Origin of the sequence: Paraburkholderia sp. 22099 (assembly GCF_052045835.1) — a bacterium.
Lineage (GTDB): Bacteria > Pseudomonadota > Gammaproteobacteria > Burkholderiales > Burkholderiaceae > Paraburkholderia > Paraburkholderia terricola.
On sequence record NZ_JBQEPU010000023.1, the window covers coordinates 44,871 to 70,960 of the forward strand.

General features: G+C 62.8%; 21 protein-coding genes. 14 read left to right on the top strand and 7 right to left on the bottom strand.

Going from position 1 to position 26,090, the window contains the following annotated elements; genetic code table 11:
- Window positions 1–54 precede the first annotated feature (54 nt).
- The 5 genes from ACTJLC_RS21555 (at window position 55) to ACTJLC_RS21575 (ending at window position 6,289) form a co-directional block, all read left to right on the top strand.
- On the top strand, window positions 55–381 hold the full coding sequence (locus ACTJLC_RS21555; protein ID WP_073430180.1) for a DUF4148 domain-containing protein: 327 nt from the start codon (window positions 55–57) through the stop codon (window positions 379–381).
- Window positions 382–837: 456 nt separating this feature from the next.
- Window positions 838–3,399 carry a type VI secretion system Vgr family protein gene (locus ACTJLC_RS21560; protein WP_440845066.1) on the top strand — a complete coding sequence of 854 codons (2,562 nt, stop codon included), beginning with the start codon at window positions 838–840 and terminating at the stop codon, window positions 3,397–3,399.
- Window positions 3,400–3,403: 4 nt separating this feature from the next.
- Window positions 3,404–4,309 (top strand): DUF4123 domain-containing protein, encoded by a 906-nt coding sequence (locus ACTJLC_RS21565; RefSeq protein ID WP_310129433.1) that lies wholly within the window; start codon window positions 3,404–3,406, stop codon window positions 4,307–4,309.
- A 28-nt stretch (window positions 4,310–4,337) separates the two neighbouring features.
- Entirely contained in the window at window positions 4,338–4,784 is a 447-nt protein-coding gene (locus tag ACTJLC_RS21570; protein ID WP_310125608.1) for a hypothetical protein, read from the top strand.
- On the top strand, window positions 4,781–6,289 hold the full coding sequence (locus tag ACTJLC_RS21575) for a T6SS phospholipase effector Tle1-like catalytic domain-containing protein (RefSeq protein ID WP_310129431.1): 1,509 nt from the start codon (window positions 4,781–4,783) through the stop codon (window positions 6,287–6,289). The genes ACTJLC_RS21570 and ACTJLC_RS21575 overlap by 4 nt, the downstream gene beginning before the upstream one ends.
- A 34-nt stretch (window positions 6,290–6,323) precedes the next feature.
- On the opposite strand, the gene ACTJLC_RS21580 is transcribed toward ACTJLC_RS21575, so the two are convergent.
- On the bottom strand, window positions 6,324–7,229 hold the full coding sequence (locus ACTJLC_RS21580) for a LysR family transcriptional regulator (RefSeq protein ID WP_310129429.1): 906 nt from the start codon (window positions 7,227–7,229) through the stop codon (window positions 6,324–6,326).
- A gap of 100 nt (window positions 7,230–7,329) precedes the next feature.
- Between ACTJLC_RS21580 and ACTJLC_RS21585 the strand changes: the two genes are divergently transcribed.
- From ACTJLC_RS21585 to ACTJLC_RS21595, 3 genes are read left to right on the top strand one after another with little or no spacing between them, the layout of a single operon-like run.
- Window positions 7,330–8,634 carry a CitMHS family transporter gene (locus ACTJLC_RS21585; protein WP_154872077.1) on the top strand — a complete coding sequence of 435 codons (1,305 nt, stop codon included), beginning with the start codon at window positions 7,330–7,332 and terminating at the stop codon, window positions 8,632–8,634.
- Window positions 8,635–8,659: 25 nt separating this feature from the next.
- A complete protein-coding gene (locus ACTJLC_RS21590) occupies window positions 8,660–10,021 on the top strand; it encodes an acyclic terpene utilization AtuA family protein (RefSeq protein ID WP_310129427.1) in 1,362 nt (453 codons plus the stop codon).
- Window position 10,022: 1 nt separating this feature from the next.
- Window positions 10,023–10,340, top strand: coding sequence for an AtuA-related protein (locus ACTJLC_RS21595; protein ID WP_073430173.1), 318 nt, complete (start codon window positions 10,023–10,025; stop codon window positions 10,338–10,340).
- Here ACTJLC_RS21595 and ACTJLC_RS21600 read toward each other — a convergent pair.
- Together ACTJLC_RS21600 and ACTJLC_RS21605 are read right to left on the bottom strand one after the other, a co-directional pair.
- Window positions 10,337–10,909, bottom strand: a complete 573-nt coding sequence (locus ACTJLC_RS21600; protein WP_310129425.1) for a chromate transporter — start codon at window positions 10,907–10,909, stop codon at window positions 10,337–10,339. The two genes, ACTJLC_RS21595 and ACTJLC_RS21600, sit on opposite strands and share 4 nt — an antisense overlap.
- A 2-nt stretch (window positions 10,910–10,911) precedes the next feature.
- A complete protein-coding gene (locus tag ACTJLC_RS21605; protein ID WP_310129423.1) occupies window positions 10,912–11,490 on the bottom strand; it encodes a chromate transporter in 579 nt (192 codons plus the stop codon).
- A 194-nt stretch (window positions 11,491–11,684) separates the two neighbouring features.
- Between ACTJLC_RS21605 and ACTJLC_RS21610 the strand changes: the two genes are divergently transcribed.
- Window positions 11,685–11,978 carry an antibiotic biosynthesis monooxygenase family protein gene (locus ACTJLC_RS21610; RefSeq protein WP_073430170.1) on the top strand — a complete coding sequence of 98 codons (294 nt, stop codon included), beginning with the start codon at window positions 11,685–11,687 and terminating at the stop codon, window positions 11,976–11,978.
- A 209-nt stretch (window positions 11,979–12,187) separates the two neighbouring features.
- On the opposite strand, the gene ACTJLC_RS21615 is transcribed toward ACTJLC_RS21610, so the two are convergent.
- Window positions 12,188–13,471 (bottom strand): 4-aminobutyrate--2-oxoglutarate transaminase, encoded by a 1,284-nt coding sequence (locus ACTJLC_RS21615; protein ID WP_154872073.1) that lies wholly within the window; start codon window positions 13,469–13,471, stop codon window positions 12,188–12,190.
- A gap of 121 nt (window positions 13,472–13,592) precedes the next feature.
- On the opposite strand from ACTJLC_RS21615, the gene pdxR reads away from it, so the two are divergent.
- Window positions 13,593–15,116, top strand: a complete 1,524-nt coding sequence (pdxR, locus tag ACTJLC_RS21620; protein WP_310129421.1) for a MocR-like pyridoxine biosynthesis transcription factor PdxR — start codon at window positions 13,593–13,595, stop codon at window positions 15,114–15,116.
- A gap of 52 nt (window positions 15,117–15,168) precedes the next feature.
- On the opposite strand, the gene phnE is transcribed toward pdxR, so the two are convergent.
- From phnE to phnC, 3 genes are read right to left on the bottom strand one after another with little or no spacing between them, the layout of a single operon-like run.
- Complete coding sequence (phnE, locus tag ACTJLC_RS21625) at window positions 15,169–16,011, bottom strand: phosphonate ABC transporter, permease protein PhnE (RefSeq protein WP_310129419.1); 843 nt, start codon at window positions 16,009–16,011, stop codon at window positions 15,169–15,171.
- Window positions 16,008–16,985, bottom strand: coding sequence for a phosphonate ABC transporter substrate-binding protein (gene phnD / locus ACTJLC_RS21630; RefSeq protein WP_310129417.1), 978 nt, complete (start codon window positions 16,983–16,985; stop codon window positions 16,008–16,010). The genes phnE and phnD overlap by 4 nt, the downstream gene beginning before the upstream one ends.
- Window positions 16,986–17,026: 41 nt before the next feature.
- Window positions 17,027–17,938 (bottom strand): phosphonate ABC transporter ATP-binding protein, encoded by a 912-nt coding sequence (gene phnC / locus ACTJLC_RS21635; RefSeq protein WP_310125582.1) that lies wholly within the window; start codon window positions 17,936–17,938, stop codon window positions 17,027–17,029.
- Between the two features lie 296 nt (window positions 17,939–18,234).
- On the opposite strand from phnC, the gene ACTJLC_RS21640 reads away from it, so the two are divergent.
- From ACTJLC_RS21640 to ACTJLC_RS21655, 4 genes are all read left to right on the top strand, one after another.
- Window positions 18,235–19,269: a M14 family zinc carboxypeptidase gene (locus tag ACTJLC_RS21640; protein ID WP_073430221.1), complete on the top strand. Its 1,035-nt coding sequence runs from the start codon at window positions 18,235–18,237 to the stop codon at window positions 19,267–19,269.
- Window positions 19,266–20,042, top strand: coding sequence for an alpha/beta fold hydrolase (locus ACTJLC_RS21645; protein ID WP_310129412.1), 777 nt, complete (start codon window positions 19,266–19,268; stop codon window positions 20,040–20,042). Before ACTJLC_RS21640 ends, ACTJLC_RS21645 begins: the two co-directional genes overlap by 4 nt.
- A gap of 139 nt (window positions 20,043–20,181) precedes the next feature.
- Entirely contained in the window at window positions 20,182–25,023 is a 4,842-nt protein-coding gene (locus ACTJLC_RS21650; protein ID WP_310129410.1) for an NAD-glutamate dehydrogenase, read from the top strand.
- A gap of 155 nt (window positions 25,024–25,178) precedes the next feature.
- The gene (locus ACTJLC_RS21655; RefSeq protein ID WP_083082476.1) at window positions 25,179–26,084 is read left to right on the top strand and encodes a cation diffusion facilitator family transporter; all 906 of its coding nucleotides are present in this window, start codon (window positions 25,179–25,181) and stop codon (window positions 26,082–26,084) included.
- Window positions 26,085–26,090: the final 6 nt, after the last annotated feature.

Genomic DNA, 26,090 nt, shown 5'->3' on the forward strand with positions numbered 1-26,090 from the left:
TGGGGACAAACAGGTCTTCAGCACCCAACAAGACAATCTCTGGAGGTAGGAATCATGAAGTCCCTGATCGAAGCTGTTGCTATCGCTGCTCTCATTACCGCGCCGCTCGCCGCTTTTGCTCAATCCGACCAGCCGGTCACGCGCGCTCAGGTCCGCGCCGAACTGGTCCAACTGGAAAAGGCCGGTTACAACCCCGCGATTGCGAACGACGACGACTATCCGGCGAACATTCAGGCAGCCGAAGCGCGGGTCGCCGCGCAGAACGGCAAGGCTCAAACCAGCGGGTATGGCTCGGCGACGAATGGATCGTCGCAGGCTGGCGCTCGTACGGAAGCGGCGCCGAGTTCGTATTCGCCTCCGGTGGTTTATGTTGGTCATTGAGTGGACCTTGGTTCTCTCACATCCCAGAAGACGTTCTCGTAGCCGTTGCGTATCGTCGTCGTACGAAGGTGGCGGGGACGGCTTCTCCGGTTTTTTAAGGTTGAGTCGTATGTGATCGGGCCGGTTACATGTACGCTGTGTTTGGGGGGCTGGCGCGCTAGATTCAATGACAATTAGCGTCTGTGATCTTGACTTGGCGAAGGGCCGGAGGAGGTGGGGTAGCCCCGAATAACACAAGAGACCGAAATTTGCGCAATACTTCGCGCGGGGAAAAATCTGCACAATCAATGGCTCTTCTGCGGAAAGCCATTTTTGCCGATTCCCAAAACGCATCGACAAGAGGCGAAACAAATTCCGGTTTAGCATTTGTTTTCGGGTATCGATTGCGATAGGCCGCTAACGTTTTGTATTATCGCGCAGTGGCGCAGGGCGCGAAATTGCATAACAAGAGGCGGTATGGGTGCACAGGACATAATCGCGGGGATAAAAGGCGGCTTGCTGCAAAGCGACCGGCTGCTGAAACTGAATACGCCGCTGGGTGCCAATGTCCTTCTGCCGCAAAGGCTGGTGGGGCGCTCACGGCTGGGCCGCGATTATGAATTCACGCTGGACGCTGTTTCAGCCAACGACAATATCGAGCTCAAAACGCTGATCGCCCAGCCGGTCACGTTGTGGGTCCAGCAGACCGGCCAGTCATATGCCCCGCACCACGGTTATGTCCATACCGCCCGCCGTCTGGGCTCGGACGGTTCAATTACCAGTTATCAGATCGGCTTTGTCTCGTGGATGCATTTTCTGCGTTTCCGGAAAGATGCACGCATCTGGCAGGATAAACCGGTCGATGAAATTCTCTCCGATGTCTTCAACCTGCATCCACAGGCACAGGGCGCATTCCGGTTTGCCTTAAGGAATCCACTGCCGCAGCATTCGTTCTGCGTGCAATACGAGGACGACTGGAGTTTCTGCCACCGGCTGCTGGAAACGGAAGGGCTATTCGGCTACTTCGAGCAGGCCGCGGACGGCAAATCCCATACGCTGGTCATCACCGACGACATCGGCAGCCTGCCGCCCCTGTCCCCGCAGACGGTGGATTTCTACCGCTCGGGCACCAGCAGCGAAACGGACGCCTTCGTGCAGTGGAGCGGCACGCGCACGCTGCAGAGCACGACGCTTTCGACCCGCACATTCGACTACAAGGCCCCGTCCCCGGCGGCGAATCCGAAGGGCACGACCACCCCGACCCTGACCACGCAGGGCGAACTGCCGCAGCAGGCCGAGGTCTACGAGTACACGGGCGCCTACACGTACGGCCAGAAGGAGCGCGGCGATCACCTGTCGAAAGTACGGATGGAGGAATGGGAGTCGCGCGCGAAGCGCTTCCGCGGCGTGAGCGCAGTGCGCCGCATCGACGCGGGCCGGTGGTTCGAGCTGCAAAGCCACCCGGAGCACGACGTCGGCAGTCAGCAGGAGCGGCAGTTCGCGGTAATCGCCGTGGACTGGGTCGTGGAAAACAACCTGCCGGTATCAAGCGGCACGACGGACTTCCCGCACAGCCTGAACCAGACGATCGCCGCAGCCCGCGCCCAGCACGCGAGCGATCCAGCGCTGATCGTCAAAGCGACGGACGGCAGTGAGGGTTTTTTCATGGCCACGGTCGAAGCGCAGCGCAGGGGCGTCCCTTTCCGTAGTCCATTCGAGCACCGCAAGCCGAAGATGCACATCCAGACGGCAATCGTGGCCGGGCCAAAGAACGAAGAAGTCTTTACTGACGAGTTGAACCGCATCAAGGTGCGCATGCACTGGGACCGTCTCAACGATGGCGATGAAAAGGCGTCATGCTGGATGCGGGTGGCTGAGTCCGACACGGGCGGTAGCTATGGGGCGGTGCATGTGCCGCGGGTCGGTGAAGAAGTGATCGTTTCATTCCTGGACGGCGACTGCGATAAGCCAATCGTCACGGGACGTGTCTACAACGGCGCGAAGACGCCGGAGTGGCATTCGAACGGCATCCTGTCAGGTTACAGGTCGAAGGAATATCAGGGCAGCGGCTATAACCAGATGGTGATGGACGACGCGACCGGCCAGAACCGGGTGCAGCTTTACAGCACAAGCGCGAACTCGCAACTGCACCTCGGCTATCTGATCGCGCAAAGCGATAACACGCGCGGCGCGTATCTGGGCAGCGGCTTTGACCTGAAGTCGGAGGCATACGGTGCCGTCCGGGCTGCGCAGGGCATGTACGTTTCGACATACCCGGCAACCGGATCATCAAGCCAGCCTCTGGATGCGCGCGACGCGCGCGGCCAACTGGTCAATTCGGAAAGCATGATCGAGTCGCTCAGCCAGGCGAGCGAAACGCATCAGGCCGAAAATCTGAAAGACGGCTATGAGTCGCTGAAGTCCTTCACCGACGCGACACAGAACAGCGTGTCGGGCACGACAGGCGGCGGCAACACGGCGGGCGGCGGCACGGGAAACGCCAATGGGTTCAAGGAACCGATCATGCTGTTCGCGACGCCGGCAGGCATCGCGATGTCGACGCAGAAGTCGGCTCATATCGCGGCAAGCGGGCACGTGAATCTGGTTAGTGGCCAGAGCACGCACATCGCAACTGGCAAATCGCTGCTGACGAGTGTTGGGCAAAAGATCAGTCTGTTCGTGCAGAACGCCGGGATGAAGCTATTCGCCGCAAAGGGCAAGATCGAGGTTCAAGCGCACAACGACGATATCGAAGTTACTGCTCAAAAGACGATCAAGCTGATCTCTGCAACCGGAAAAATCGAGACCGCTGCGAAGGAAGAAATCCTCTTAAGCTCTGGCGGCGCGTATATCCGAATGACTGGTGGCAATGTCGAAATTCACGCTCCTGGAAGGATCGACATCAAAGGCGCGCAGCATTCGTTCAGCGGGCCGGCTAGCCACCCGTACAAACTGCCGATCATGCCTCAATCGGTCTGCGTGGAATGTATGCTAAAGCGAGCGAGTTCGAGAGCCGGATTCGTCAACAAAGGAGCATAGTCTTTTGTCCCACTTCCTGACGGCGCTTGAAACCGCCCAGACGACAGCCGGCACTCTGTTCGCGTTGGTCGATCCCGCACAAGACCGGCGTCTTCCCGACGTGCTGGTTTCAAACGCAAGCCAAGTGGTCTGTTTGTTTGAAGACGCAGGAACCGATGTGAAAGCGGTAGCGCCTCATCTGGTGATGATTGAACAGGCCAATCGTTTAAATGCCATGGCGTGGCTTGATCGTCACGCACCACATATTCCGTGCGCGACGCTATTGGCATCGCCACTGTCCCTCGCCGAACTGTGCAAGCACCTTGCTGACTTTCTCCAGGTGACGCTCGCTGATCGGACGGAGATGGTGCTTGCCTTCTGGGATCCCATGATATTGGCGGCGTTAGTGGGCGCCCCAGAAGACCCGACTTTGCATGTCACTGGTCCCGTGTTCTCCGAGACGCAAAGAAGCGTTTTTCTTGCTCCGGTTTCTAGCTGGTGGTACTGGGACCGAGCTGGTCGTCTGCAATTTCTGAATCCAGATGCTCGCGCCGCTTCTCGCGATCCGGATGCCTCCATTCTTCCGTTGACGTTCGATCAACGACAGGTCGACCTTATAGTGGAAGCCAGTGTGCCGGACAGCGTACTGCATTACATCCGCTTGAACCAGCCGGGTTTGCTGACCCGCTTGCCGCACGGGCAACAGTACGCCTTTATAAGAACGCAGATAGCAACGGCTCGGGAATACGGAATTGAAGGAACGGGTGATTTGGTTAACTATTGTTGCCTCGCGCTTGCCCTCGGCGAAGCTTTCGCTATTTGGCCGGCCGTCGCTGCCTTGCTGGCACGTGTTAAGGCAAAAGAGCTTAGCTTCGACGATTTCATGGCAGAACTGCCAGCGGTACTTTCACAATCTGATGCCTCGGTCTGAGCGCCTTGGTGCACTGAGCTTCTCATCGATGAATATTGCAGCCAATTTTGCAGCACGCCTCACGCGCATAATGATGTGTGCCGCCCTCGTGATAACGCCATTGACCGGATGCGCGGAGAAAACCATGGACTTGCAGGTTGTCGTCTATAACTACTGGCCCCGAGCGATCGCGGACGTATCGGTGAACGGTCAATATGCCGGTGGTTCATATGGATCGTATGGGATCGATGGTACCGGCGGAAAAATCACCTGTTGCGTAAAAGTCAAGACGGGGTCGATGACGGTCGATTGGACCCTCGATGGCCCAGAAAACTCGCCGCGTCTCGGGGAGCGCATTCATGCGCAGGCAAGCCTGGCAAGCGTGCCATCCGATGCTGAGTTTCTCGCAGTGCACATCTATCCCGATCAAACGGTCGTACTAGAAGCTACCCGACAGCTTGCTGATTCACGGCCTTCGAAGGGCGCAGCGCAATGAGCGCGGACGCATCCGCGCTCGTGCGATCGATTGCGGCTTCAAATCGCGACGTACCACGAACAACGCCTGGCGCTCGGCAGGATTGCTCCGATGTTCTCCACTTGACGTTCTTTTTTGACGGCACCGGTAATAACCGGGATGAAGATGGCGCTCTTCAAAAGTGGAGTAACGTCGCCCGGCTTTTTGATGCCGCAAGGGACGACAACTCAAACGGTATCTATGCCGTCTACACTTCCGGTGTCGGCACGCCTTTTAACGGCGCTGTGCCGCTGACAGACAAGATCGATGTGTGGCGTGAAGATCATCTATTTGGGGCGATGGCGGGCGACGGTGGCGAGCGACGCCTTAGTAAAAGAGATACCGATTTCAGCGCGGCACTTGCCCAGGCGTTGGTGGTCAACGCGCGCAAACAAGGTGGAGAATTGGCGCGCATCGCCAATGAGAACCAGAACGAGAGCTTCGAGAAGTTGAATCGGGCGCTCGCAGGTCATCGGCTTATTAAAGTTATCAACATCTCTATTTTTGGTTTTTCACGGGGTGCGGCGTTGGCGCGAGCGTTCGCTAACCGTTTGCTCGAGCGCTGTAGCGCTTCTCGGGACGGATCGATGTCGATGGACGGCTACCCGGTGCGGTTCGTGTTTATGGGTTTATTTGATACCGTCGCTTCGTTCGGCTTACCCGCGCAGAATATGACGTTACCATTCGAAGACCGCGAGCTGAAGATTCCCTCGTGCGTGGAGCGGTGTGTGCATTTCGTCGCCGCCCACGAATTGCGCTTCTCTTTCCCAGTCGACCTGATCCGCGACAACGGCCGGTACCGCCCCGGCATGATCGAGAAAGTCTATCCCGGCGTGCACTCAGATGTCGGCGGTGGATATGCGGCCAATGAGCAAGGCGTTAGCGACAGTTACGCACGTATCCCGCTCAATGACATGCTTGCAGAATCACTTTCGTCGGGCGTCAGATTGATGAGCCTCGACGAGCTGAAGGCATCACGCGCAACGATTGCACACCGGTTTGCTGTGGACGACAAGACGCGCCAGAGCTACCAGCAATATACGATGAACATAGGAGGTCAGAGCCTAACGGTCGAAGAATCGATCAAGCGCCATATGCAAATGTTCTATTCTAGTTGCGGCACCCTTTCTCGCAACAAACAACCTATAGTCGGCGGGCAGTCTTTACAAGACAGTTTTATTAAACGGCAGATGTGGGCAGGTATCGACGAAGAAGCGCCTGCATACGCCGAGGCGTTGGAAGGGAATAAGTCCGTGGTGCTGTCCGGGCAAAGAATTTTCTTTTATACGTTCAAACCTGAAGCATGGAAGCTACGGGCTTGGGAAACGAACGCAGCGACATCGACTATCGAGTTTTTCGCGCACTATGTTCATAACTCGAAGGTGGATTTCGTCTTGAACTCTGAACCGTTCAGTTATTTTCGGTCTAGAGGAGTGAACGAACAGCATTCGAAACAGTTAGCGCACGGCGCTTCCGGGGGGTGGTGATACACCCAATCGAATGGCGTCGGTCGGCGCATCATTAACGGCCCGCCGCACCCTCGCCAAGCCTCTCGATCAACGCCGCAACGAACGTCTCCGTCACCGGCGGCAACGTCCTTCCCCGCTTCTTGATCAACGCAATGGGCCGCACGAACGCCGGATCGTCGATTGGACGAACCAGCAGTTCCGGTTCGGCGCGCACCTCGCGCGCCGACGCGGGCAATATCGTCACGCCCAGCCCCGCGCGCACCATCGCCACGGCGGTCATCATGTACGTGGGTTCGCACGCGATCTGCGGCGTGCAGCCCGCGTTGTCGAACGCGCCATCCACCACCGCCCGCACGCTCGTGCCCTGCGCGGTCAGCACGAGCGGCACGCCGGCCAGATCGGCGAGCGTCACGCGCTTGCGCCGCGCGAGTGCATGACGTTTCGGAAGCACCGCGACGAGGCGATCGTCGCTGGCGTGCAGCACTTCGAGCGCTGAATCCGTGAGCTCGCCTCCGGTCACGCCGATATCCACCTCCTCATTGCGCACGAGCGTGTTGACCATGCTCGCGACCACGTCGCGCACCTGGAAGCCGGCGCGCGGCACGGCTTTCCTGAGTTGCTGCACGAGTTCGGGCAGCACACTCGCCGCGAAGGTGGGCAAGCAGGCGATCCGCACCGTGCCGCTCGATCCATCGCCGAGCGCGCGCGCGTCGATCAGCACATGCTCCATGTCGTGCAGCGACTTCTGCAATACCGGCAGCAATTCGCGCCCGGTGGGCGTGAGCGCGACGCTTCGGCTGTTGCGGTCGAAAAGCCGTGCGCCGACCGTTTCCTCCAGCCGCCGGATCTGCACCGTCAACGCCGGTTGCGACAGATGCAGCCGCGTCGCCGCGCGCGTGAAACTGCCCGTTTGCGCGACGGCGACGAACGCGCGGATGTCCCTGAGATTGAGATCCATGATGGTTTGTAATGGCTGCGATCAAATCATTTCAATTGTTCTATTGTGGGATCGAACTTACGCTGGCTTCCAGTAAAAAACAACATCGGAGACGTGCAACATGCTGCCATTACTGGGGCTGGCCACCATCGTCGTGCTGCTGGCCGCCATCCTGTCCAAACGAATGTCGCCGCTGGTGGCGCTCATCATCGTTCCGATCGCCGCGTCGCTGATCGGCGGCTTCGGGTTCCAGACGAGCAAGTTCGTCATCGACGGGCTGAAGAACCTCGCGCCCGTCGTCGGCATGTTCGTGTTCGCGATTCTCTACTTCGGCACCATCACCGATGCGGGCACGCTCGATCCGATCATCGACCGGATCTTGCGCGCGGTCGGCACGCGGCCCACGCGAATCGTGATGGGCACGACGCTGCTGGCGCTGCTGATTCACCTCGACGGGTCCGGCGCGGTCTGCTTTCTCGTCACCATTCCCGCGATGCTGCCGCTCTACGACCGCCTGAAGATGGACCGGCGCGTGCTCGCCGCAGCGGTTTCGATGGCGGCCGGCATCAATTTTCTGCCGTGGACCGGACCGATGATCCGCGCGTCCGCTTCGCTGCATCTGCCGGTTTCGGCGCTCTTCAATCCGCTGATTCCGGTGCAGGCAATCGGGCTCGTGTTCGTCTTCGGCATGGCGTTCTGGCTCGGCCGGCGCGAGGAAAAGCGCCTCGGCCTCACCGGCGCGGCGGGCGCCATTCCGATGCCGAAGCGCGAACTGACGCCCGACGAGCAGGCATTGCGCCGCCCGAGGAACTTCTGGTTCAACATCGTGCTGACGCTCGTCGTGCTCGGAACGATGGTGGTGATGGGCGAAAAAATTCCGCCCGCGCTGATGTTCATGGTCGGACTGTGCGTCGCGCTGATCGTGAACTACCCGAACGTCGAGATGCAGCGCAAGCGTATCGACGCTCACGCGCGCGCCGCGTTGATGATGGCCGGCATCCTGCTCGCCGCCGGCGTGTTCACCGGCGTAATGCAAGGCAGCGGCATGCTCAAGGCGATGGCGCAAGCCGCGGTCGGTTTCGTGCCGCCAGCCATGGCGAGCCACATTCCCGTCGCGCTTGGCCTCGTGTCGATGCCGCTCAGCATGCTGTTCGATCCCGATTCGTTCTATTTCGGCGTGCTGCCCGTGATCGCCGAAGTCGCGGGGCAACTCGGCGTGCCGTCGGTGCACGTGGGACAGGCGGCGCTGCTCGGCCAGATGACCACCGGTTTCCCGGTGAGCCCGCTCACGCCCGCGACGTTTCTCGTGGTCGGCCTGTGCGGAATCGATCTCGCGGACCATCAGCGGTTCACCTTTCCACTGCTGTTCGCCGCGTCGATCGTCATGACGATTGCGTGCGTGGCGCTAGGCGTATTTCCTTTGTGAGCTTCATCGAATGGATGAGACCAGCATGACCGTTACTCAAGATCGAGGACGCGTGGTCCGCATCGGCGCGGGCGCGGGTTATTCGGGTGACCGGATCGAGCCGGCGGTCGAGTTGGCCGAACACGGCGCGCTCGATTACCTCGTGTTCGAATGCCTGGCCGAGCGGACCATCGCGATTGCGCAGCAGGCTCGACGACAGGATCCGCAACTTGGGTACGACCCGCTGCTCGAAGCGCGAATGAAAGCCGTGCTGCCCGCCGCAATCCGCAATGGCGTGCGGATCATCTCGAACATGGGCGCGGCGAACCCGCTGGCCGCGGCGCGCAAAACCGCGCAAATCGCGCGTTCGCTCGGACTGGGCGACGTGAAGATCGCGGCCGTCACCGGTGACGATGTGCTCGATGTCGTGCAGCGCGGCGATTTCACGTTCGAGGAATCGGGCGAACGCGCGGCGTCATATCGCGATCGCATCGTCTCGGCGAATGCCTATCTTGGCGCGGCGCCGATTGTCGCCGCGCTCGCAGCGGGCGCGCAAATCGTGATGACCGGCCGCGTGGCCGATCCCTCGCTTTTCACCGCGCCGCTGATTCATAGGTTCGGTTGGAACATGGACGACTGGGACACGCTCGGTCAGGCAACCGTCGTCGGCCATCTGCTCGAGTGCGCGGGGCAGATCACGGGCGGCTATTTCGCCGATCCGGGTTTCAAGGACGTTCCCCATCTGGCGAGACTCGGCTTTCCGATCGGGGAAGTCGCGGCGGACGGTTCGGTTGTCATCAGCAAGGTGCCGCATGCGGGAGGACGCGTGACCGAAGCCACTTGCAAGGAACAGTTGCTCTATGAAATCCACGATCCGCAGCGCTACTTGCAGCCCGATGTCGTCGCCGATTTCTCTAACGTATGCGTGAATGAAGAGGCGCCGGACCGCGTCCGCATTACAGGCGGGCGCGGCTCACCGCGCACCGATACGTTGAAGGCATCCGTGGCCTACGTCGACGGGTTTATCGGTGAAGGGCAAGTTTCATACGCGGGTCCGGGCGCGGTGGCGCGTGCGCGGCTCGCGCTGGATATCGTCCGCGAACGGCTCGCGTTGACCGGTGTGCAAACGAGCGAGTTACGGTTCGATCTGATCGGCGTGAACGCGTTGCACGGCGAAACGGCGGGCGCGCGCGGCGCGGAACCCTATGAAGTGCGTGCGCGGGTGGCGGGACGCACGGCGTCGCTGGCCGAGGCGGTGCGGATCGGCAATGAAGTCGAGACCCTTTATACCAACGGTCCGGCGGGCGGCGGCGGAGCGACGAAGTCGACACGCGAAGTGGTGGCGGTGCAATCGGTGCTATTGCCGCGCGCGTCCACGAATCCGACTTTCTCGTTTGTGGAGGCGTGACATGAAGCTACGCGAACTGGCCCATTCACGCACGGGCGATAAGGGCAATACGTTGAACGTGTCCGTCATTTGTCATGACGCGCGGCATTACGATCTTCTGCGGAAGGTGCTGACCTCGGAGCGCGTGAAGGCGTTTTTGAGCGACGTCGTGCTCGGCGACGTGGTGCGCTATGAATTGCCTCGCCTTGCCGCGTTCAACTTCGTATTGGGGAGGGCGCTCGGCGGCGGCGTAACGCGTTCGCTCGCTCTCGACGCGCACGGCAAATCGCTGAGTTCCGCGTTGATGGATCTGGAGATCGACGAGGAAGCGGGCCTTTAGCCCGCGACGTGCACCTGAAGCAGGTACGGAAGGCCGGCGCCGAGTTCGGATACGCCGAGCAACAGCAACGCGCCGCCGAGCAATAGCAGCAGCGGATTGATCCGTGTGCTCAGCAACAGCGCCATTGAAGCGAGGGCAATCGCCTTGGCCGGCGTGCCGCCGTCGAGCGACTTCAGCAGCACCCAGCCCGCTGCGAGGATCATGCCCGATGCAACGGGACGCAGGCCGCGTTCGAGCGCGAGTTGCCAGGGCGCGCCCTGATAACGCGTCCAGACGTGCGTGACGCCGTAGATCAGCAAGCCGGTGGGCGCGAGCAGCGCGAGCGTCGCCACGACGGCGCCCCAGAACCCGGCGATTTGCCAGCCGATCAACGTGGCGAGCAGCGATCCGGGGCCGGGCGCCATGCGCGAAATGGCGAAGTCGGCGGCGAATTGGCCGTGTGTCATCCAGCCGTGAACGTCCACGACCTGCCGCTGGATATCGGCGATGATGGCCTGGCCGCCGCCTATCGTCACCAGCGACAGCGGCGCAAAGACCGCCGCAAGCTGCACGAGAACGCGTGTCGACATGTCTATGCCTTGCGGAGTTGGGTGCGGAGTTTGGTGTACTCGGACAGCACGCTCAAGCCGCCCGCGCCTGTCACGACCCATACCAGCGGCAAGCGCAAAACGCCGATCGCGACAAACGTGCCGGCGAGAAAGAGCATGGGCAACAGCGTGCGCGGCACGCGGCGCGCGGTGGTCACGCCCATCGACAGCGACAGGCCGGTGGCCGCTGCCGCCGCGCCCGCAAGCAGGACATGAGCGGGCGGAAAATGAAGCAGATAGGTGAAGGCCGTGCCGAGAATGATGATGAAAACGGCGGGCGGAACGATGATTCCCGTGACCGCGAGCAGCGCGCCGCGCCAGCCGAGCAGCCGGTGTCCGATCCAGATCGCCATGTTCTTCACGTTGATGCCCGGCAGCGCTTGTGAAATTGCCAGGCCGTTCAGGAAGTCTTCCTCGCTGATCCAGTGGCGCTCTTGCACGAATTCCCGCAGAAGCCAGCCGCTCAAACCGCCGCCGAAACTCGTGAGTCCGATCCGGCTGAAGATGAGGAATAGCCCGCTTAGCGTGGGCGGTCCGCTTGCGTTAGCCGTTTGCTTGGACATCGAATCTTCCAGTCAGATTGACGTAGGGCGTATGAAATTATTTTGGCAATCGCCGTGGCCGAATGCTTGCGTGCGGCTGGAAAATTATAGCAACCGTGGTTTGGTGGCAGGGCTGTGCTTCGTCGTTCGATGAACCTGCTCGATGAACCGTTACGGCGTAGAATCGCCGGGACTCAATTCCATTGGAGAGTTGTATGGTGAATGAAATGGCAGTGATCGAAATCGCGCCGGGAAAAGATGCGGAGTTCCAGGCCGGCGTCGCACAGGCAATACCGCTGTTCAATCGGGCGCGCGGCTGCAAGGGCGTCGAGCTTCATCGAACCGTCGAACAGCCGAACCGTTATGTTCTGCTCGTTCAGTGGGATACGCTGGAAGATCACATGGTGCACTTCCGCGAGTCGGATGACTTTCAGGAATGGCGTCGACTTGTCGGGCCGTTTTTTGACAAGCCGCCGGTGGTGACGCATACGGAAGTTGTGGTGAAGTAGGGGGCTTTTCGTCAAGGCCCTGTGCACTGACACAAATATGTCGATGACGGCCGTTCAGCCCGGGAGTCTTCGCCCATACCAGATAAGAAAACGGCCACGTCGGACATTCCGGCGTGGCCGCTTCACTTTTCGAATTTAGCCGAGCTGCGTGTACTTGATCGCGGCCTGGCCATGGATGCTGTAATGCGAGTCCGCGCAGGCCGAAAAACTCAAACCCCCACAGCGACACTATCCCTGATCACACCCTCAAGAATAACCATGGCTTCATCAAAAACCGAGTCCTGAATGGTGAGCGGGAACAGAAACCGAACCACGTTCGAATAGACACCACACACCAGCAGCAACAAGCCACGCTCGAGCGCGCGAGTTTGCACGCGCCTGGTAAACTCCGCGTCGGGCTCGGTGCTCCCCGCCTTGCAAAATTCGACCGCCACCATGCCGCCCGGTCCACGCACATCGGCGATTTGCGGCACCTCGCCTTGCAGCGCGATCAGCTTCGCCTTCACGCGGTCACCCAACACCGTGGCGCGCTCGCAAAGCTTTTCCTCGTCGATGATATCGAGCACGGCATGCGCGGCGGCAATCGCCAAAGGGTTGCCGGCATACGTGCCGCCGAGGCCGCCCGGCGCCGCCGCATCCATCACATCGGCGCGACCGACCACGCCCGACAACGGCATGCCGCCCGCGAGGCTCTTCGCCATCGTCATCAGATCGGGCACCACGTCATGGTGATGCATCGCAAACAGCTTGCCGGTGCGCGCAAAACCCGTTTGCACTTCGTCGGCGATCAGCAGAATGCCATGCTCGTTGCACAGCTTGCGCAATGCGCGCACGAACTCGGCCGGCGCTGAATAGAAACCGCCTTCGCCCTGAACCGGTTCGAAAATGATCGCCGCCACGCGCTTCGGGTCGATGTCGGCCTTGAACAAAGCGTCGATCGCCTTCAACGAATCGGCGGTGGTCACGCCGTGCAGCGGATTCGGGAACGGCGCATGGAACACATCGGACGGGAACGGACCGAAGCCGATCTTGTACGGCGCGACCTTGCCGGTCAGCGCCATGCCCATCAACGTGCGGCCATGAAAGCCGCCGGTGAACGCGATCACGCCCGGACGGCCGGTCGCGGCGCGCGCGATCTTGATCGCGTTTTCGACGGCTTCCGCGCCGGTCGTGAAGAATGCGGTCTTCTTCGGATAGTCGCCCGGTGCGCGCTGGTTGATCTTCTCCGCCAGTTCGACATACGACGCGTACGGCACGATCTGATACGCGGTGTGCGTGAAGTGATCGAGCTGGTCGCGGATCGCGGCGAGAATTTTCGGGTGACGGTGGCCCGTATTGCAGACGGCGATGCCCGCGGCGAAGTCGATGAAACGGCGGCCCTCGACGTCCCACAGTTCGGCGTTCTCGGCGCGCTCGGCGTAAAAATCGCACATCACGCCGACACCGCGCGGCGTGGCGGCGTCCTTGCGGCTCTTCAATTCTGCATTCTTCATCGTGATCTCCGGCGCTCCTCGGTTTTTTGCGGACGCCGCGCTTAAGCGGCACATGCAGCGACTATAATGAGATTTGGCTCTCAACTTCAGAGCCATTTCAATAAAAATGTAGGAGCCACTGATGCGCGCGAGTGTGTTGTCCGATTGGCTGGCGCAGCGCCTCGATCGCGGCAACGGCCAGCCGATCTATCGTCAACTGCATCGGCTGCTGCAACAGGCGATCCTGTCGCGCGAACTGCCGGCGGGCGCCAAGGTGCCGTCGTCGCGTTTGCTGGCCAAGGAGTTGGGCATCGGGCGTAACACCGTCACGCAGGTGTACGAGCAGTTGGCGCTCGAAGGCTATGTGAATTCGGCGACCGGCAGCGGCACCTTCGTTGCCGATAGCGCGCCGGACGAGATCGTCGGCGGGCCGGATGCCGACGCGGCGCAAGCCCGCGCCGCGCCGTCGAACTCACCCCTGTCCTCGCCCTTGCCGGCAAAGCGCGCGCTGTCCACGCGCGGCGCGCGGCTGATCGCGGGTGCCGGCGTGTCGAAGCGTCAATGGGGCGCGTTCATGCCGGGCGTGCCGGACGTCACGAAGTTTCCCGCGCGCGTGTGGAGTCGCCTGCACAACAAGTATTGGCGCCGGCTGCGCCCGGATCTGTTGACCTACGCGCCGGGCGGCGGCCTGGCGTCGCTGCGGCACGCGCTGGCCGACTATCTGCGCACCTCGCGCTCGGTGCGCTGCACGCCCGAGCAGATCATCATCACGACGGGCATTCATCAGTCGGTCGACCTCGCCGTGCGTCTGCTGTCCGATCCGGGCGACGTGATCTGGACCGAGGACCCGTGCTATTGGGGCGTGCGCAGCGTGATGCACGTTTCCGGGCTGCAATCGCGGCCGATCGCCGTCGACGAGGAAGGCATCAATCCCTCCGCCGACGACCTCGCGCAGCCGCCCAGGCTGATGCTCGTCACGCCGTCGCATCAATATCCGCTCGGCATGGTGATGAGCCTCGCGCGCCGCCGCATGCTGCTCGAATACGCGCGGCAAAACCAATGCTGGATCATCGAGGACGACTACGACAGCGAATTCCGTTACGGCAGCCGGCCGCTGGCGTCGCTGCAAGGTCTGGATACGTCGGGGCAGGTGATTTACGTGGGCAGCTTCGGCAAGACGCTGTTTCCCGGCTTGCGCATCGGCTACCTGGTCGCGCCGGAAGCGCTGGCGGAGAGCTTTGCCACGGCGAGCGCCGAACTGTATCGCGAGGGACAATTGCTGCAACAGGCCATGCTCGCGGAGTTCATCGACGAAGGGCATTTCACCTCGCATATCCGCAAGATGCGCACGCTTTACGGGCAGCGTCGCCAGAGTCTGCTCGACGCCGCCGCGCGCCGTTATGGCGACGCGTTGCCGGCGGTGGGCGGCGATGCCGGCTTGCATCTGGTGATGCAACTGCCGCCAGGCAGCGACGACCGCGCGGTGGCAGCCGCGGCGCTGGAGCGCAATATCGTCGTGCGGCCGTTGTCGGGGTATTACGCGCAACCGTCGCTGGCGCCGTCGGGTTTGCTGATCGGCTATGCGTGCGTGCCGGATGAGGACATCGCGCCGGCTTTCAATACGCTGGGCGGTGCGATTGATGCGACGTTGGTGGAGTTGGCGTGAGGGGCTCGCGGACGACACTTCGGCTTGCACACTGCAACAACCCCCCAAACCCTCACGTCACCCGCTCACGCAGCCACGCCGACGCCAGATCGATCACCGTCACGACCACCACCACCATCAGCATCACCGCGGCGGTCTGCGCATAGTTAAACGAGCGGATCGCCTCGTACAGCACCACGCCGATCCCGCCCGCGCCGACCATGCCGACCACCATCGCCGAGCGCACGTTCGACTCGAAGCGATACAACGCGTAAGAGATCCACAACGGCAGCACTTGCGGCAGCACGGCGTAAACGATTTCGTCGACACTGGTCGCGCCGGTTGCGCGCACGCCTTCGGCCGGACGCGGATCGATGGCCTCGACCGCTTCCGCGAAGAGCTTGGCGAGCACGCCCGTGGTATGCACCCACAGCGCCAGCACGCCGGCGAAAGGACCGAGGCCGACCGCGACGATGAACAGCATCGCGAACACCATTTCATTGATCGCGCGGCAGGCGTCCATCACGCGGCGCATGGGCTGCACGATCCACGCCGGCGCGATGTTGTGCGCCGACATCAAGCCGCACGGCACCGCGCAGACGAGCGAGAGCGCGGTGCCCCACACCGCCACCGAAAGCGTCACGTACATCTCGTGCAGATAGTTGCGCCATTCGCTGAAATCCGGCGGGAAGAAGTCCTTGGCGAACTGGCCCATGTTGCCGGAGTCGCTCAGCAAATCCAGCGGACGCATGTCGGCGCCGTGCCATGCGCCGCCCAGCACCGCAAGCACCGCGATCCAGCCGACCAGCGACAGCCAGCCGCACTTGCCCGCGGCGGGCGGGCCATGACGCGCCGCCCGCGCGGCGAGCGCTTCGTTCGCGCGAGCCGGCGACGTGATCAGATCGACCGTGTTCATTGCTTCGATTGCACGTTGCCGAGCGCGGCGAGCTTCGCGTCGAGCGCGGCCAACTGGGTCTTGCGGTCGTCGTCGGAGAGATGCGTGTCGCTCTCGATCTTCTGCTTCTGCTGGAACAGCGCAATCTGGCGGATCGGCAGCAACTGCGCATCCGACGACGCCGCGAAGCCGCCATAGCCGGTAATCGCGGCCATCACCGCTTTTTCGCGCGGATCGGTCTTCGCATAGTTCAGGAAGAAGTTGCGCAGCTTGTCCTTGGTGGCTTGCGGCAGATCCTTGCGCCACACGAGCGGGTCGGACGGAATCAGCGGCGACGTCCACAGCACGCGGACTTGCGCGAACTTGTCCGGGTGCTGCTTCTTCAGCGTGTCGAGCATCTCGGTGTTGTTGGTGGCGATGTCGATCTTGTTGTTCACCACGGCGAGCAGATTCGCCTCATGGCTCGACGGCAGCACCGTCTTGAACGACGTCTTCACCGGCACATTGCGTTTAGCGAAGAGGTAATAGCCGGGAATCAGCGTGCCCGACGTGGAGTTGGGATCGCCGAAACCGAGCGTGACGTCCCTGGTGTTTTTGAACACGTCGTCGAGCGTCTTGAAGCGGCTGTTCACGTTGGTGATCAGCACCGAGTAATAACCGGCGTCGCCGTTCGCATACAGGACCTTCGCGAACACTTCGCCTTGCGAGCGATCCACCGCTTCGATCGCCGACGCATTGCCGAAATAGCCGACCTGTACCTTGTTAAAGCGCATGCCTTCGATAATGCCGGCGTAGTCCGTCGCGAAGAATGCCTTCACGTTCAGGCCGGTTTGCCGGTTCATGTCCTCGATCAGCGGTTCCCAGCGCTGTTTGAGCACCGAGGACGAATCCGTCGAGATGATGCCGAGGTTGATGTCCTCGGCTTGTGCGGTAGCGACGCAGGCAAGGGCTGCCGCGCCGAGCGTCAGCGTGATCAATGAACGCAGGAGTTTCATCGGTTGAGGTCCGGTTGAATGAATACAGTGGATTGGCGCGCTCAGTTCGAGTGCGCCGGGTCGAGGGCGAACGCGTAGCGCGTCGCGGTGGATGGGGGGGCCTGGAGCCGCGCGCTGCTTTCCATCCCGGCGGCGTTGCTTGCGGTGCCGGTCGCGCCAGGGTCCGCGTCATCGAGCAGTTCGTGGACGTCGTCGCCATAGAGCTGCTTGAGCAGCGCGGGGCTGAGCGCCGCGGAGGGGCCGTCGTACACCACCTTGCCGCGCCGCAGCGCGACGGTGCGCGGGCAATACTGCATGGCGAAGTCGACCTGATGCAGCGACACCAGCACCGTGAGCCGATGTTCGGCGTTCAGCGTGCGCAGCATGTCCATCACGCGGCGCGACGATTCGGGGTCGAGCGAGGCGATCGGTTCGTCGGCGAGCACGATGCGCGCGCGCTGCACCAGCGCCCGCGCCAGGGCCGCGCGTTGCTGCTGTCCGCCGGAGAGGTTCGCGGCGCGCTCGCGCGCGTGTTCGCCGATGCCGACTTCGTTGAGCGCGGCCATCGACAGGGCCCGCTCCGGGCCCGGAAAACGCCCGGTGAGACGGCGCCACCACGGCAGACGCGACAGCGCGCCGATCAGCACGTTGGTCTCGACGGAAAGCCGGTTCACCAGATTGAATTGCTGAAACACGAAGCCGATGTCGCGGCGAATGCTGCGCACTTCCCGCACGATCCGGCCGTTCTGCTGAATCGGCCGGCCGAGAATCGCGATCTGCGAGGGCTGCGCATCCGAGGCCGTGAAGCCCGCGATATGCCGCAACAGCGTGGACTTGCCCGAGCCCGACGCGCCGATCAACGCAACCATCTCGCCGGGCTCGACGCGCAGATCGATTTCGTCCAGGGCCTTGCGGCCGTTGCTGAACGTCTTGCTCAACCGTTCGATACGGATTGCGTCCGGCGTCGCTTCCATGAGTACCTCTTTTCCGGCCGCTACGGGCCTGTGTGGACTCATTCTAGAAAGCGTCTGTGACGGTTGAGTGAAGGCATCGTAACGTCTAGACGACTACATCTCCGTGAATGTTTTCCGCCGTCGAAAAAGGCCGCACCCAGGGCGCACCCGAGGCATTCCTTCGAGCGGAAAATGACATACGGATGACACGCTTTGCAACTACGCCTCACGCCACCCGCATGATCGCGCGGCGCCAGGCTATATTGCGTCTGCGGCTCGCCGCCCCCCATAACCTCGCAGTTCCATTCGACGTCGTCATGCAGCCTTTGAGCTTTCTTCCCGACAGTTTCGCGGAGTATGAAGATCTCAAGACGATTCTCGAGCAGGGCAGCGCCAGCTTCGAGATCCGTTCTGTCTGCGAGACGACGGTGCGTGGCCGGCAATTCACCGTGCACACGGCGAGTATCGGCTCGACCGATCCGCTCGCGCCCGCGATCGGATTCTTCGGCGGCATCCACGGACTCGAACGCATCGGCTCGCAACTCGTACTCGACTACATGCGCGCGCTGCTCGCGCGCCTCGAATGGGATGAGTTGCTGGTGCGGCAATTGCAGTCGATTCGTCTGGTCTTCATGCCGATCGTCAATCCCGGCGGCATGTGGGCGGCGACGCGCGCCAATCCGAACGGCGTCGACCTGATGCGCAACGCGCCGCAGAACGCCGACGAACGCGTGCCGCTGCTCGCGGGCGGTCAGCGCGTGGGCGCGTGGCTGCCGTGGTATCGCGGCCGCCACGGCGAGCCGATGGAGCCGGAAGCCGCGGCGCTCCTGCAAGTGGTGGAAAGCGAACTGGCGGCGCGGCCCTTGAGTATCGCGCTCGATTGCCACTCCGGTTATGGCTGGACCGACAGCATCTGGTTTCCCTACGCGCGCACTCGCAAACTGATGCCGCATCTGCCGGAAATGTACGTGCTGAAAACGATGTTCGAGCGCTCGCATCCGCATCATGGCTATACGTTCGAACCGCAGAGCCATCAGTATCTGCTGCACGGCGATCTATGGGACTTCGCGTATGACCGCACGCCGGCCCCCAACGTATTCCTGCCGATGACACTCGAACTCGGCTCGTGGCTGTGGATCAAGAAGAATCCGCGCCAGCTCTTTTCGCGTCAGGGCATGTTCAATCCGGTGAAGGCGCATCGCACCGCGCGCGTGCTGCGGCGTCACGCGAACCTGCTCGACTTTCTCGCGCGCGCGGCTTTCTCGTCGCAACGCTGGCTGCCGCAAGGCAACCGTCGCGAGGCATTGCTGCAAAGCGCGATCGACCACTGGTACAAATCGGACGCCCCATGAGCACGTGGATTTTGCTGCGCGGACTCACGCGCGAAACGCGCCACTGGGGCCGCCTGCCCGACGCGCTGCGCGAAGCCATTGGCGGCGAGCGCCTGTTGCTGCTCGATCTGCCGGGCAACGGCGAGTTCGCGCAGGCGCGCGCGCCGGCCACGGTCGCGGAGATGGTCAGCTTCGTGCGGATTGCCGCTTTGCAAAGCGGGGCGAGCGTCCCATACCGCGTGCTGGCGATGTCGCTCGGCGGCATGGTGGCGACGGAGTGGGCGCAACGTCATCCCGCCGAGATCGAACGGCTCGTGCTCATCAACACCAGCATGCGGCCGTTCAGCCGCATGCATGAGCGGCTGCGTCCCTCGGCATGGCCGGGGCTCGCGGGCGTTGCGGCGCACTGGCGCGACGCGCCGTGCGCGGAGCGCGGCGTTCATCGGTTGACGTGCAATAACGTCGACACGCTGAACGCCGATCTCGACGCATGGAGCGAGATTCGCCGCAGCGCGCCGGTGAGCCGCGGCAATGCGTTGCGGCAACTCTGGGCCGCCGCGCGTTTTCGCGCGGCGGCCGTGAGGCCGGACTGTCCGCTGCTGGTTCTATCATCGCGTGGCGACAAGCTCGTGAACCCGGCATGTTCGTCGAAGCTCGCGGCCGCGTGGGGCGCGACGCATCGCGAGCATCCGTGGGCCGGTCACGATCTGCCGCACGACGACCCCGCGTGGATCGGCGCACAGGTCCATGCGTGGGTCGCGCAACAGCCCGCCGTTTCGAAGGCTGTGCTTTAACCGGGGCAGCGGGTATAACCTAAGTGGGGTCGCGCATCGCATCGCGGGGCGGCAGGCGCATAATCCCCATTCAGACGTTGAGACGTTGCATGCGAATCGGGCGAATACGCGCCATTGCCGCCAGCCGGGGGAGTTCATCATGCAAGCAAAGAACGAAGAAGCCGTCACGCATTTGCTGAACGATGTCGTCGAGTTTGCGAGGGGGCGCTTGCCCGAGCCGACCTTCAACGTCGTCGATCCTTTCCTGCGGCACTACTACGACTTCGTCGACGCCGACGATCTGCAAAGCCGCTCGATTGCCGACCTGTACGGCGCGGCGCTCGCGCATTGGCAAACCGCGCAGCGCTTCGTGCCGGGCAGCGAGCGGCTGCGCGTCTATAACCCGATCCTCGAACAGCACGGCTGGCACTCCGATCACACGGTGATCGAGATCGTCAACGACGACATGCCGTTTCTCGTCGATTCGGTATCGATGGCGGTGAACCGTCATGGGCTCGCGCTGCACTCGGTTGTGCATCCGGTGTTTCGCATCTGGCGCGGACCCGACGGCGGCATCGAACGCGTGAGCCAGGGCGCCGAGGACGCCGCCGATACGCGCTCGCAGCTCACGTCGTTCATCCACTTCGAAGTGGACCGTTGCGGCGATGCGTCAAAGCTCGACGCGTTGCGCGAAGAGATCGCCGGCGTGCTGCGCGACGTGCGCGCCGCGGTTGAAGACTGGCCGAAGATCGTCGAACTCGCGCGCGCCACCATCAAGGGCATGAAGGCCGGCGAGGGCGGGCCGGAAGGTCTGGAGGCGCGCGCGTTCCTCGAATGGATGGTGGCCGATCACTTCACCTTTCTCGGCCAGCGCGACTACGAACTGGTGCAGCACGACCTCGGCTACGGTTTGCGCGCGGTGCCGGGCTCCGGCCTCGGCATCCTGCGCGATGCGCTGCGAACTGCTGGCGCGGCCGAAGTCACGTCCTTGCCGCCGGCCGCCGCCGAGATCATCTCCAGTTCGTCGCCGATCTTTCTGACCAAGGCCAATTCGCGCGCGACGGTGCACCGGCCCGGCTATCTCGACTATGTCGGCATCAAGCTGACCGGCGCGGACGGCAAGGTGACAGGCGAGCGGCGTTTCATCGGCCTCTATACGTCCACCGCGTATTTCGTGTCGGCCTCGGAGATTCCGATCGTGCGGCGCAAATGCGCGAATATCGTGCGAAGGGCGGGATTCCTGCCGAAAGGTCATCTCGCCAAATCGCTGGTGACGGTGCTCGAAACCTATCCGCGTGACGAGCTTTTTCAGGCCGACGAGAATCAGCTCTACGACACCGCGCTCGGCGTGCTGCGTTTGCAGGAACATCAGCGCACGCGCCTGTTCGTGCGGCGCGACCGCTTCGACCGTTTCGTGTCGTGCCTCGTGTTCGTGCCGCGTGACAAGTACAACACCGACCTGCGCCAGCGCATTGCGAATCTGCTGGCCGACGCCTTCAACGGCGCCAGTGTCGAGTTCACGCCGCTGCTTTCGGAGTCGACGCTCGCGCGCATTCACTTTGTGGTGCATGCGAAGCCGGGCGGCATGCCCAATGTGGACACGCGCGAACTCGAAGCACGGCTTGTGCAGGTCGCGCGCCGCTGGCAGGACGATCTCGCCGACGCGTTGCTCGATGCGTTCGGCGAAGAGCAGGGCAACCGTCTGCTGCAACGTTACGCGGATTCATTCCCGCCCGGCTATCGCGACGATTACCCCGCCCGCACGGCGGTGCGCGACATCGAGTTGATCGAGCGCGTGCAGGGCAGCGAGCGCCTCGCGATGAACCTGTACCGTCCGATCGAAGCGGGACCGCGCGCGTTCCGCTTCAAGGTGTATCGCGCGGGGCAGCCGATCGCGTTGTCGCGCAGCTTGCCGATGCTCGAACATCTGGGCGTGCGTGTCGATGAAGAGCGGCCTTATCTGATCGAAGCCTTGGGCGCCACGCCCGCGTGGATTCACGACTTCGGTCTCGAACTCGCGGACGATGCGGAATTCGACATCGAGCGCGTGAAGGATCTCTTCGAGGAAGCGTTCGAACAGGTGTGGACCGGCGCGATAGAAAGCGACGATTTCAACCGCCTCGTCTTGCGCGCGCAACTGAATGCGCGCGAGGTGACGATACTGCGCGCTTACGCCAAGTACTTGCGCCAAGTAGGTTCCACATTCAGCGACGCTTATATCGAACGCGCGGTGACCGGCAACCCGGCGATCGCGCGCATGCTGGTGGAACTGTTCGTCGCGCGCTTCGATCCGGTATTGGGCGACACGCGCGAGGCGCGCATCGACGGCTGGCTGAAGAAGATCGATAGCGCGCTCGACCAGGTGCCGAATCTCGACGAGGACCGGATACTCCGGCAATTCCTCGGCGTCATCAAGGCCACGCAGCGCACGAACTACTATCGTTTCGACGCCGACGGACATCCGAAACCGTACCTCTCGTTCAAGTTCGATCCGGCGCAAGTGCCCGGCTTGCCCGAGCCGAAACCGATGTTCGAGATCTGGGTTTATTCACCGCGCGTGGAAGGCGTGCATTTGCGCGGCGGGCGCGTGGCGCGCGGCGGCTTGCGCTGGTCGGACCGGCGCGAGGACTTCCGCACGGAAGTCCTCGGGCTGATGAAGGCGCAGATGGTGAAGAACGTGGTGATCGTGCCGGTCGGCTCCAAGGGCGGCTTCGTCGTGAAGAATCCGCCGCCGCAAAGCGAGCGCGACGCGTGGATGCGTGAAGGCGTGGCGTGCTATCAGACCTTTTTGCGCGGCCTGCTCGATCTGACGGACAACCTCTCGGGCACGGCGCTGGCGCCGCCGCCCGACGTGGTGCGGCACGATCCCGACGACCCGTATCTGGTGGTGGCCGCCGACAAAGGCACCGCCACCTTCTCCGACTACGCCAACGCGATCTCGCAGGAATACGGTTTCTGGCTCGACGACGCGTTCGCGTCGGGCGGCTCGGTCGGCTACGACCACAAGAAAATGGCGATCACCGCGCGCGGCGCGTGGGAGTCGGTCAAGCGGCACTTCCGCGAAATGGGCGTCGATACGCAGACAACGGATTTCACCGTGGTCGGCGTCGGCGACATGTCGGGCGACGTGTTCGGCAACGGCATGCTGTTGTCGCCGCATATCAAGCTCGTCGCCGCGTTCGATCACCGGCATATCTTTCTCGATCCGAATCCCGATCCCGCGGTCAGTCTTGCCGAGCGCGGGCGGCTCTTCGTTCTCGACCGGTCGAGCTGGGCCGATTGCGATCCCTCGCTGATCTCCGCGGGCGGCGGCGTGTTTCCGCGCACGGCCAAGACGATTCCGCTCTCGCCGGCGGTGCAGGCGGCGCTCGGCATCAGCGCGGCGGCGCTCGCGCCCGCTGAACTGATGCGCGCGATTCTGCAGGCGCCGGTCGATCTGCTCTATAACGGCGGCATCGGCACCTATGTGAAGGCGAGCCGCGAGACGCATCTGCAAGTCGGCGACCGCGCCAACGACGCGATCCGCGTGAACGGCGCGGATCTGCGCTGCAAGGTGGTGGCCGAGGGCGGCAATCTCGGTCTCACGCAACTCGGGCGCATCGAATTCGCGCAGCGCGGCGGCCGCATCAATACCGATGCGATCGACAATTCCGCGGGCGTCGACTGCTCGGACCACGAGGTCAACATCAAGATTCTGCTGGGCCTCGTCGTCGCGGATGGGGAAATGACCGAGAAGCAGCGCAATGCGCTGCTCGCCGAAATGACCGACGAAGTGGGCCTGCTCGTGTTGCAGGACAACTATTACCAGACGCAGGCGCTGTCGATCGCGGGCCGCTACAGCGTCGAACTGTTCGATGCCGAAGCGCGCCTGATGCGCTACCTCGAACGCGCGGGCCGCCTGAATCGCGCGATCGAGTTCCTGCCCTCCGATGAGGAAGTCGTCGAACGGCTCACCGCGAGACAAGGTCTCACCACGCCCGAGCGCGCGGTGCTGCTCGCCTATAGCAAGATGTGGCTGTACGACGCGCTGCTCGAATCGTCGATGCCGGAAGACCCGCTCGTCGCCGACATGCTGGTCGACTATTTTCCGAAACCGTTGCGGCAACGCTTCAGCGAGCCGATGCAGCGCCACCCGTTGCGCCGCGAAATTCTCGCGACCCATCTGACCAACGCGCTGGTGAACCGTGTGGGTTGCGAGTTCGTGCATCGCCTGATGGAAGAAACCGATGCGCAGCCGGGCGCCATCGTGCGCGCCTGCATCATGGCGCGCGACGTGTTCGATCTCGACGACGTATGGCGCAGCATCGACGCGCTCGATAACCGCGTCGCCGACGACGTGCAGGCGCGCATGTTCGTCGAGGTCGCGCGGCTCGTGGAGCATTCGGCGTTGTGGTTCCTGCGGCATCTGCAAGCGGGCGCGATCAGCGAGGGCGATGTGGCCGACTTGCTCGCGCGCTGCCGCGACGCCGCGCAACGCCTCGCGCCGCAATGGCCCGCGCTGTTGCCGGGCGCCGATCTCGAAGCGCTGTCCGAGCGCCAGCGCGTGCTGGTGGATGCGGGCGTCGATAGCGAGTTGGCGGTGCGGATCGCAAGCGGCGAGATTTCGGCGGCTCTGCTCGACATCGCCGAAGTGGCGTCGACCTGCGCGCGCAGCCTTGAACTGGTGGCGGGCGTCTACTTCGCGCTCGGCACGCTGCTCAACTACGGCTGGATCAGCGAGCGCGCGGCTTCACTGCCGGCGCCGTCGCACTGGGACATGCTGGCGCGCGCCACGGCGCTAGCCGAACTGGCGCGCCTCAAACGCGCGCTGACCACGAGCGCATTGGCCCATGCCGACGAAGCGTCGACGCCCGATACGTTGGTTCAGGCATGGCGTGAGAAGCGCGCCGCGCAACTGGAGCGCTATGCGCGGCTGCTTGCCGATCTGCGAGCCACGGGCGGCGCGAGCCTGTCGATGCTGCTGGTGATCGTGCGTGAGATGGCGGCGCTGGAGCGGGCCTAGAACGGCGGAAGATGCGCGAGCGCGCAGGCGGTGGGCAGGGTACACGAAGATGCAAGGCAACAACGGGGTTGGACGCATGCCGCCCGGCATGTCCATAATACGGGCTGTTGCCAACTGAAAGCGCTTTGCAAACCCACGGGACCCTCTCACCGACGATGAAAGAAGAATCGCCGAAAGCCATTATCTACGCGCTCGCCGCCAACTTTGGCATCGCCATTTGCAAGTTCGCCGCGGCCGCCTTCACCGGTTCAGGCTCGATGTTCGCGGAAGCCATTCACTCGAGCGCCGATTGCGGAAACCAACTGCTGCTGCTATTCGGTCTGCGTCAGGCGCGCAAGCCGGCGAGCCCGTTGCATCCGATGGGCGGCGGCCGCGCAATCTATTTCTATTCGCTGCTCGTCGCGCTGCTGCTGTTCTTCGTGGGCGGCGCGTTTTCGGTGTATGAGGGCGTGCACCGTCTGATCGTGCACGAGCCCTTGCAGTATGCGTATGTGGCGCTCGTGGTGCTCGGCATTTCGGTGGTGCTCGAAGCGCTGTCGCTGTGGGGGGCGATCAAGGAAATTCGCAAGACCAATCCCGACAAAAGCCTGTGGCGCTGGTTTCGGGAGACACGCGAATCCGAACTGCTGGTGGTGGCGGGCGAGGACATCGCCGCCCTGGCGGGTCTCGCGATAGCCTTCGTCGCCGTGCTGCTGACGATGATAACGGGCAACGCCGTGTACGACGCGTTGGGCTCGGTCGCCGTCGGCTTGCTGCTGATGGTGATTGCGTGGGCGGTCGCGCGCGAAGTGAAGTCGATGATCGTCGGCGAATCGGCGAGCCCCGAAGTGCGCCGCGCGATCGAGGCGCATCTGCGTGCGCGCCGCGAGATTCGCAGCATCATCAACATCATTACGATGCAATGGGGCCGTCAGGTGGTGGTGGCGGTGCAGGCGGAAATGATCGACTACCCGAGCGGCCGCGCGATGGTGGATGCGATCAACGTGATCGAAGCGGACTTGCAGGCCGCGTTTCCGCAAGTGCGCTGGGTGTTTTTCGAACCAGACGTGCCGCGCGGTTGAGACAGG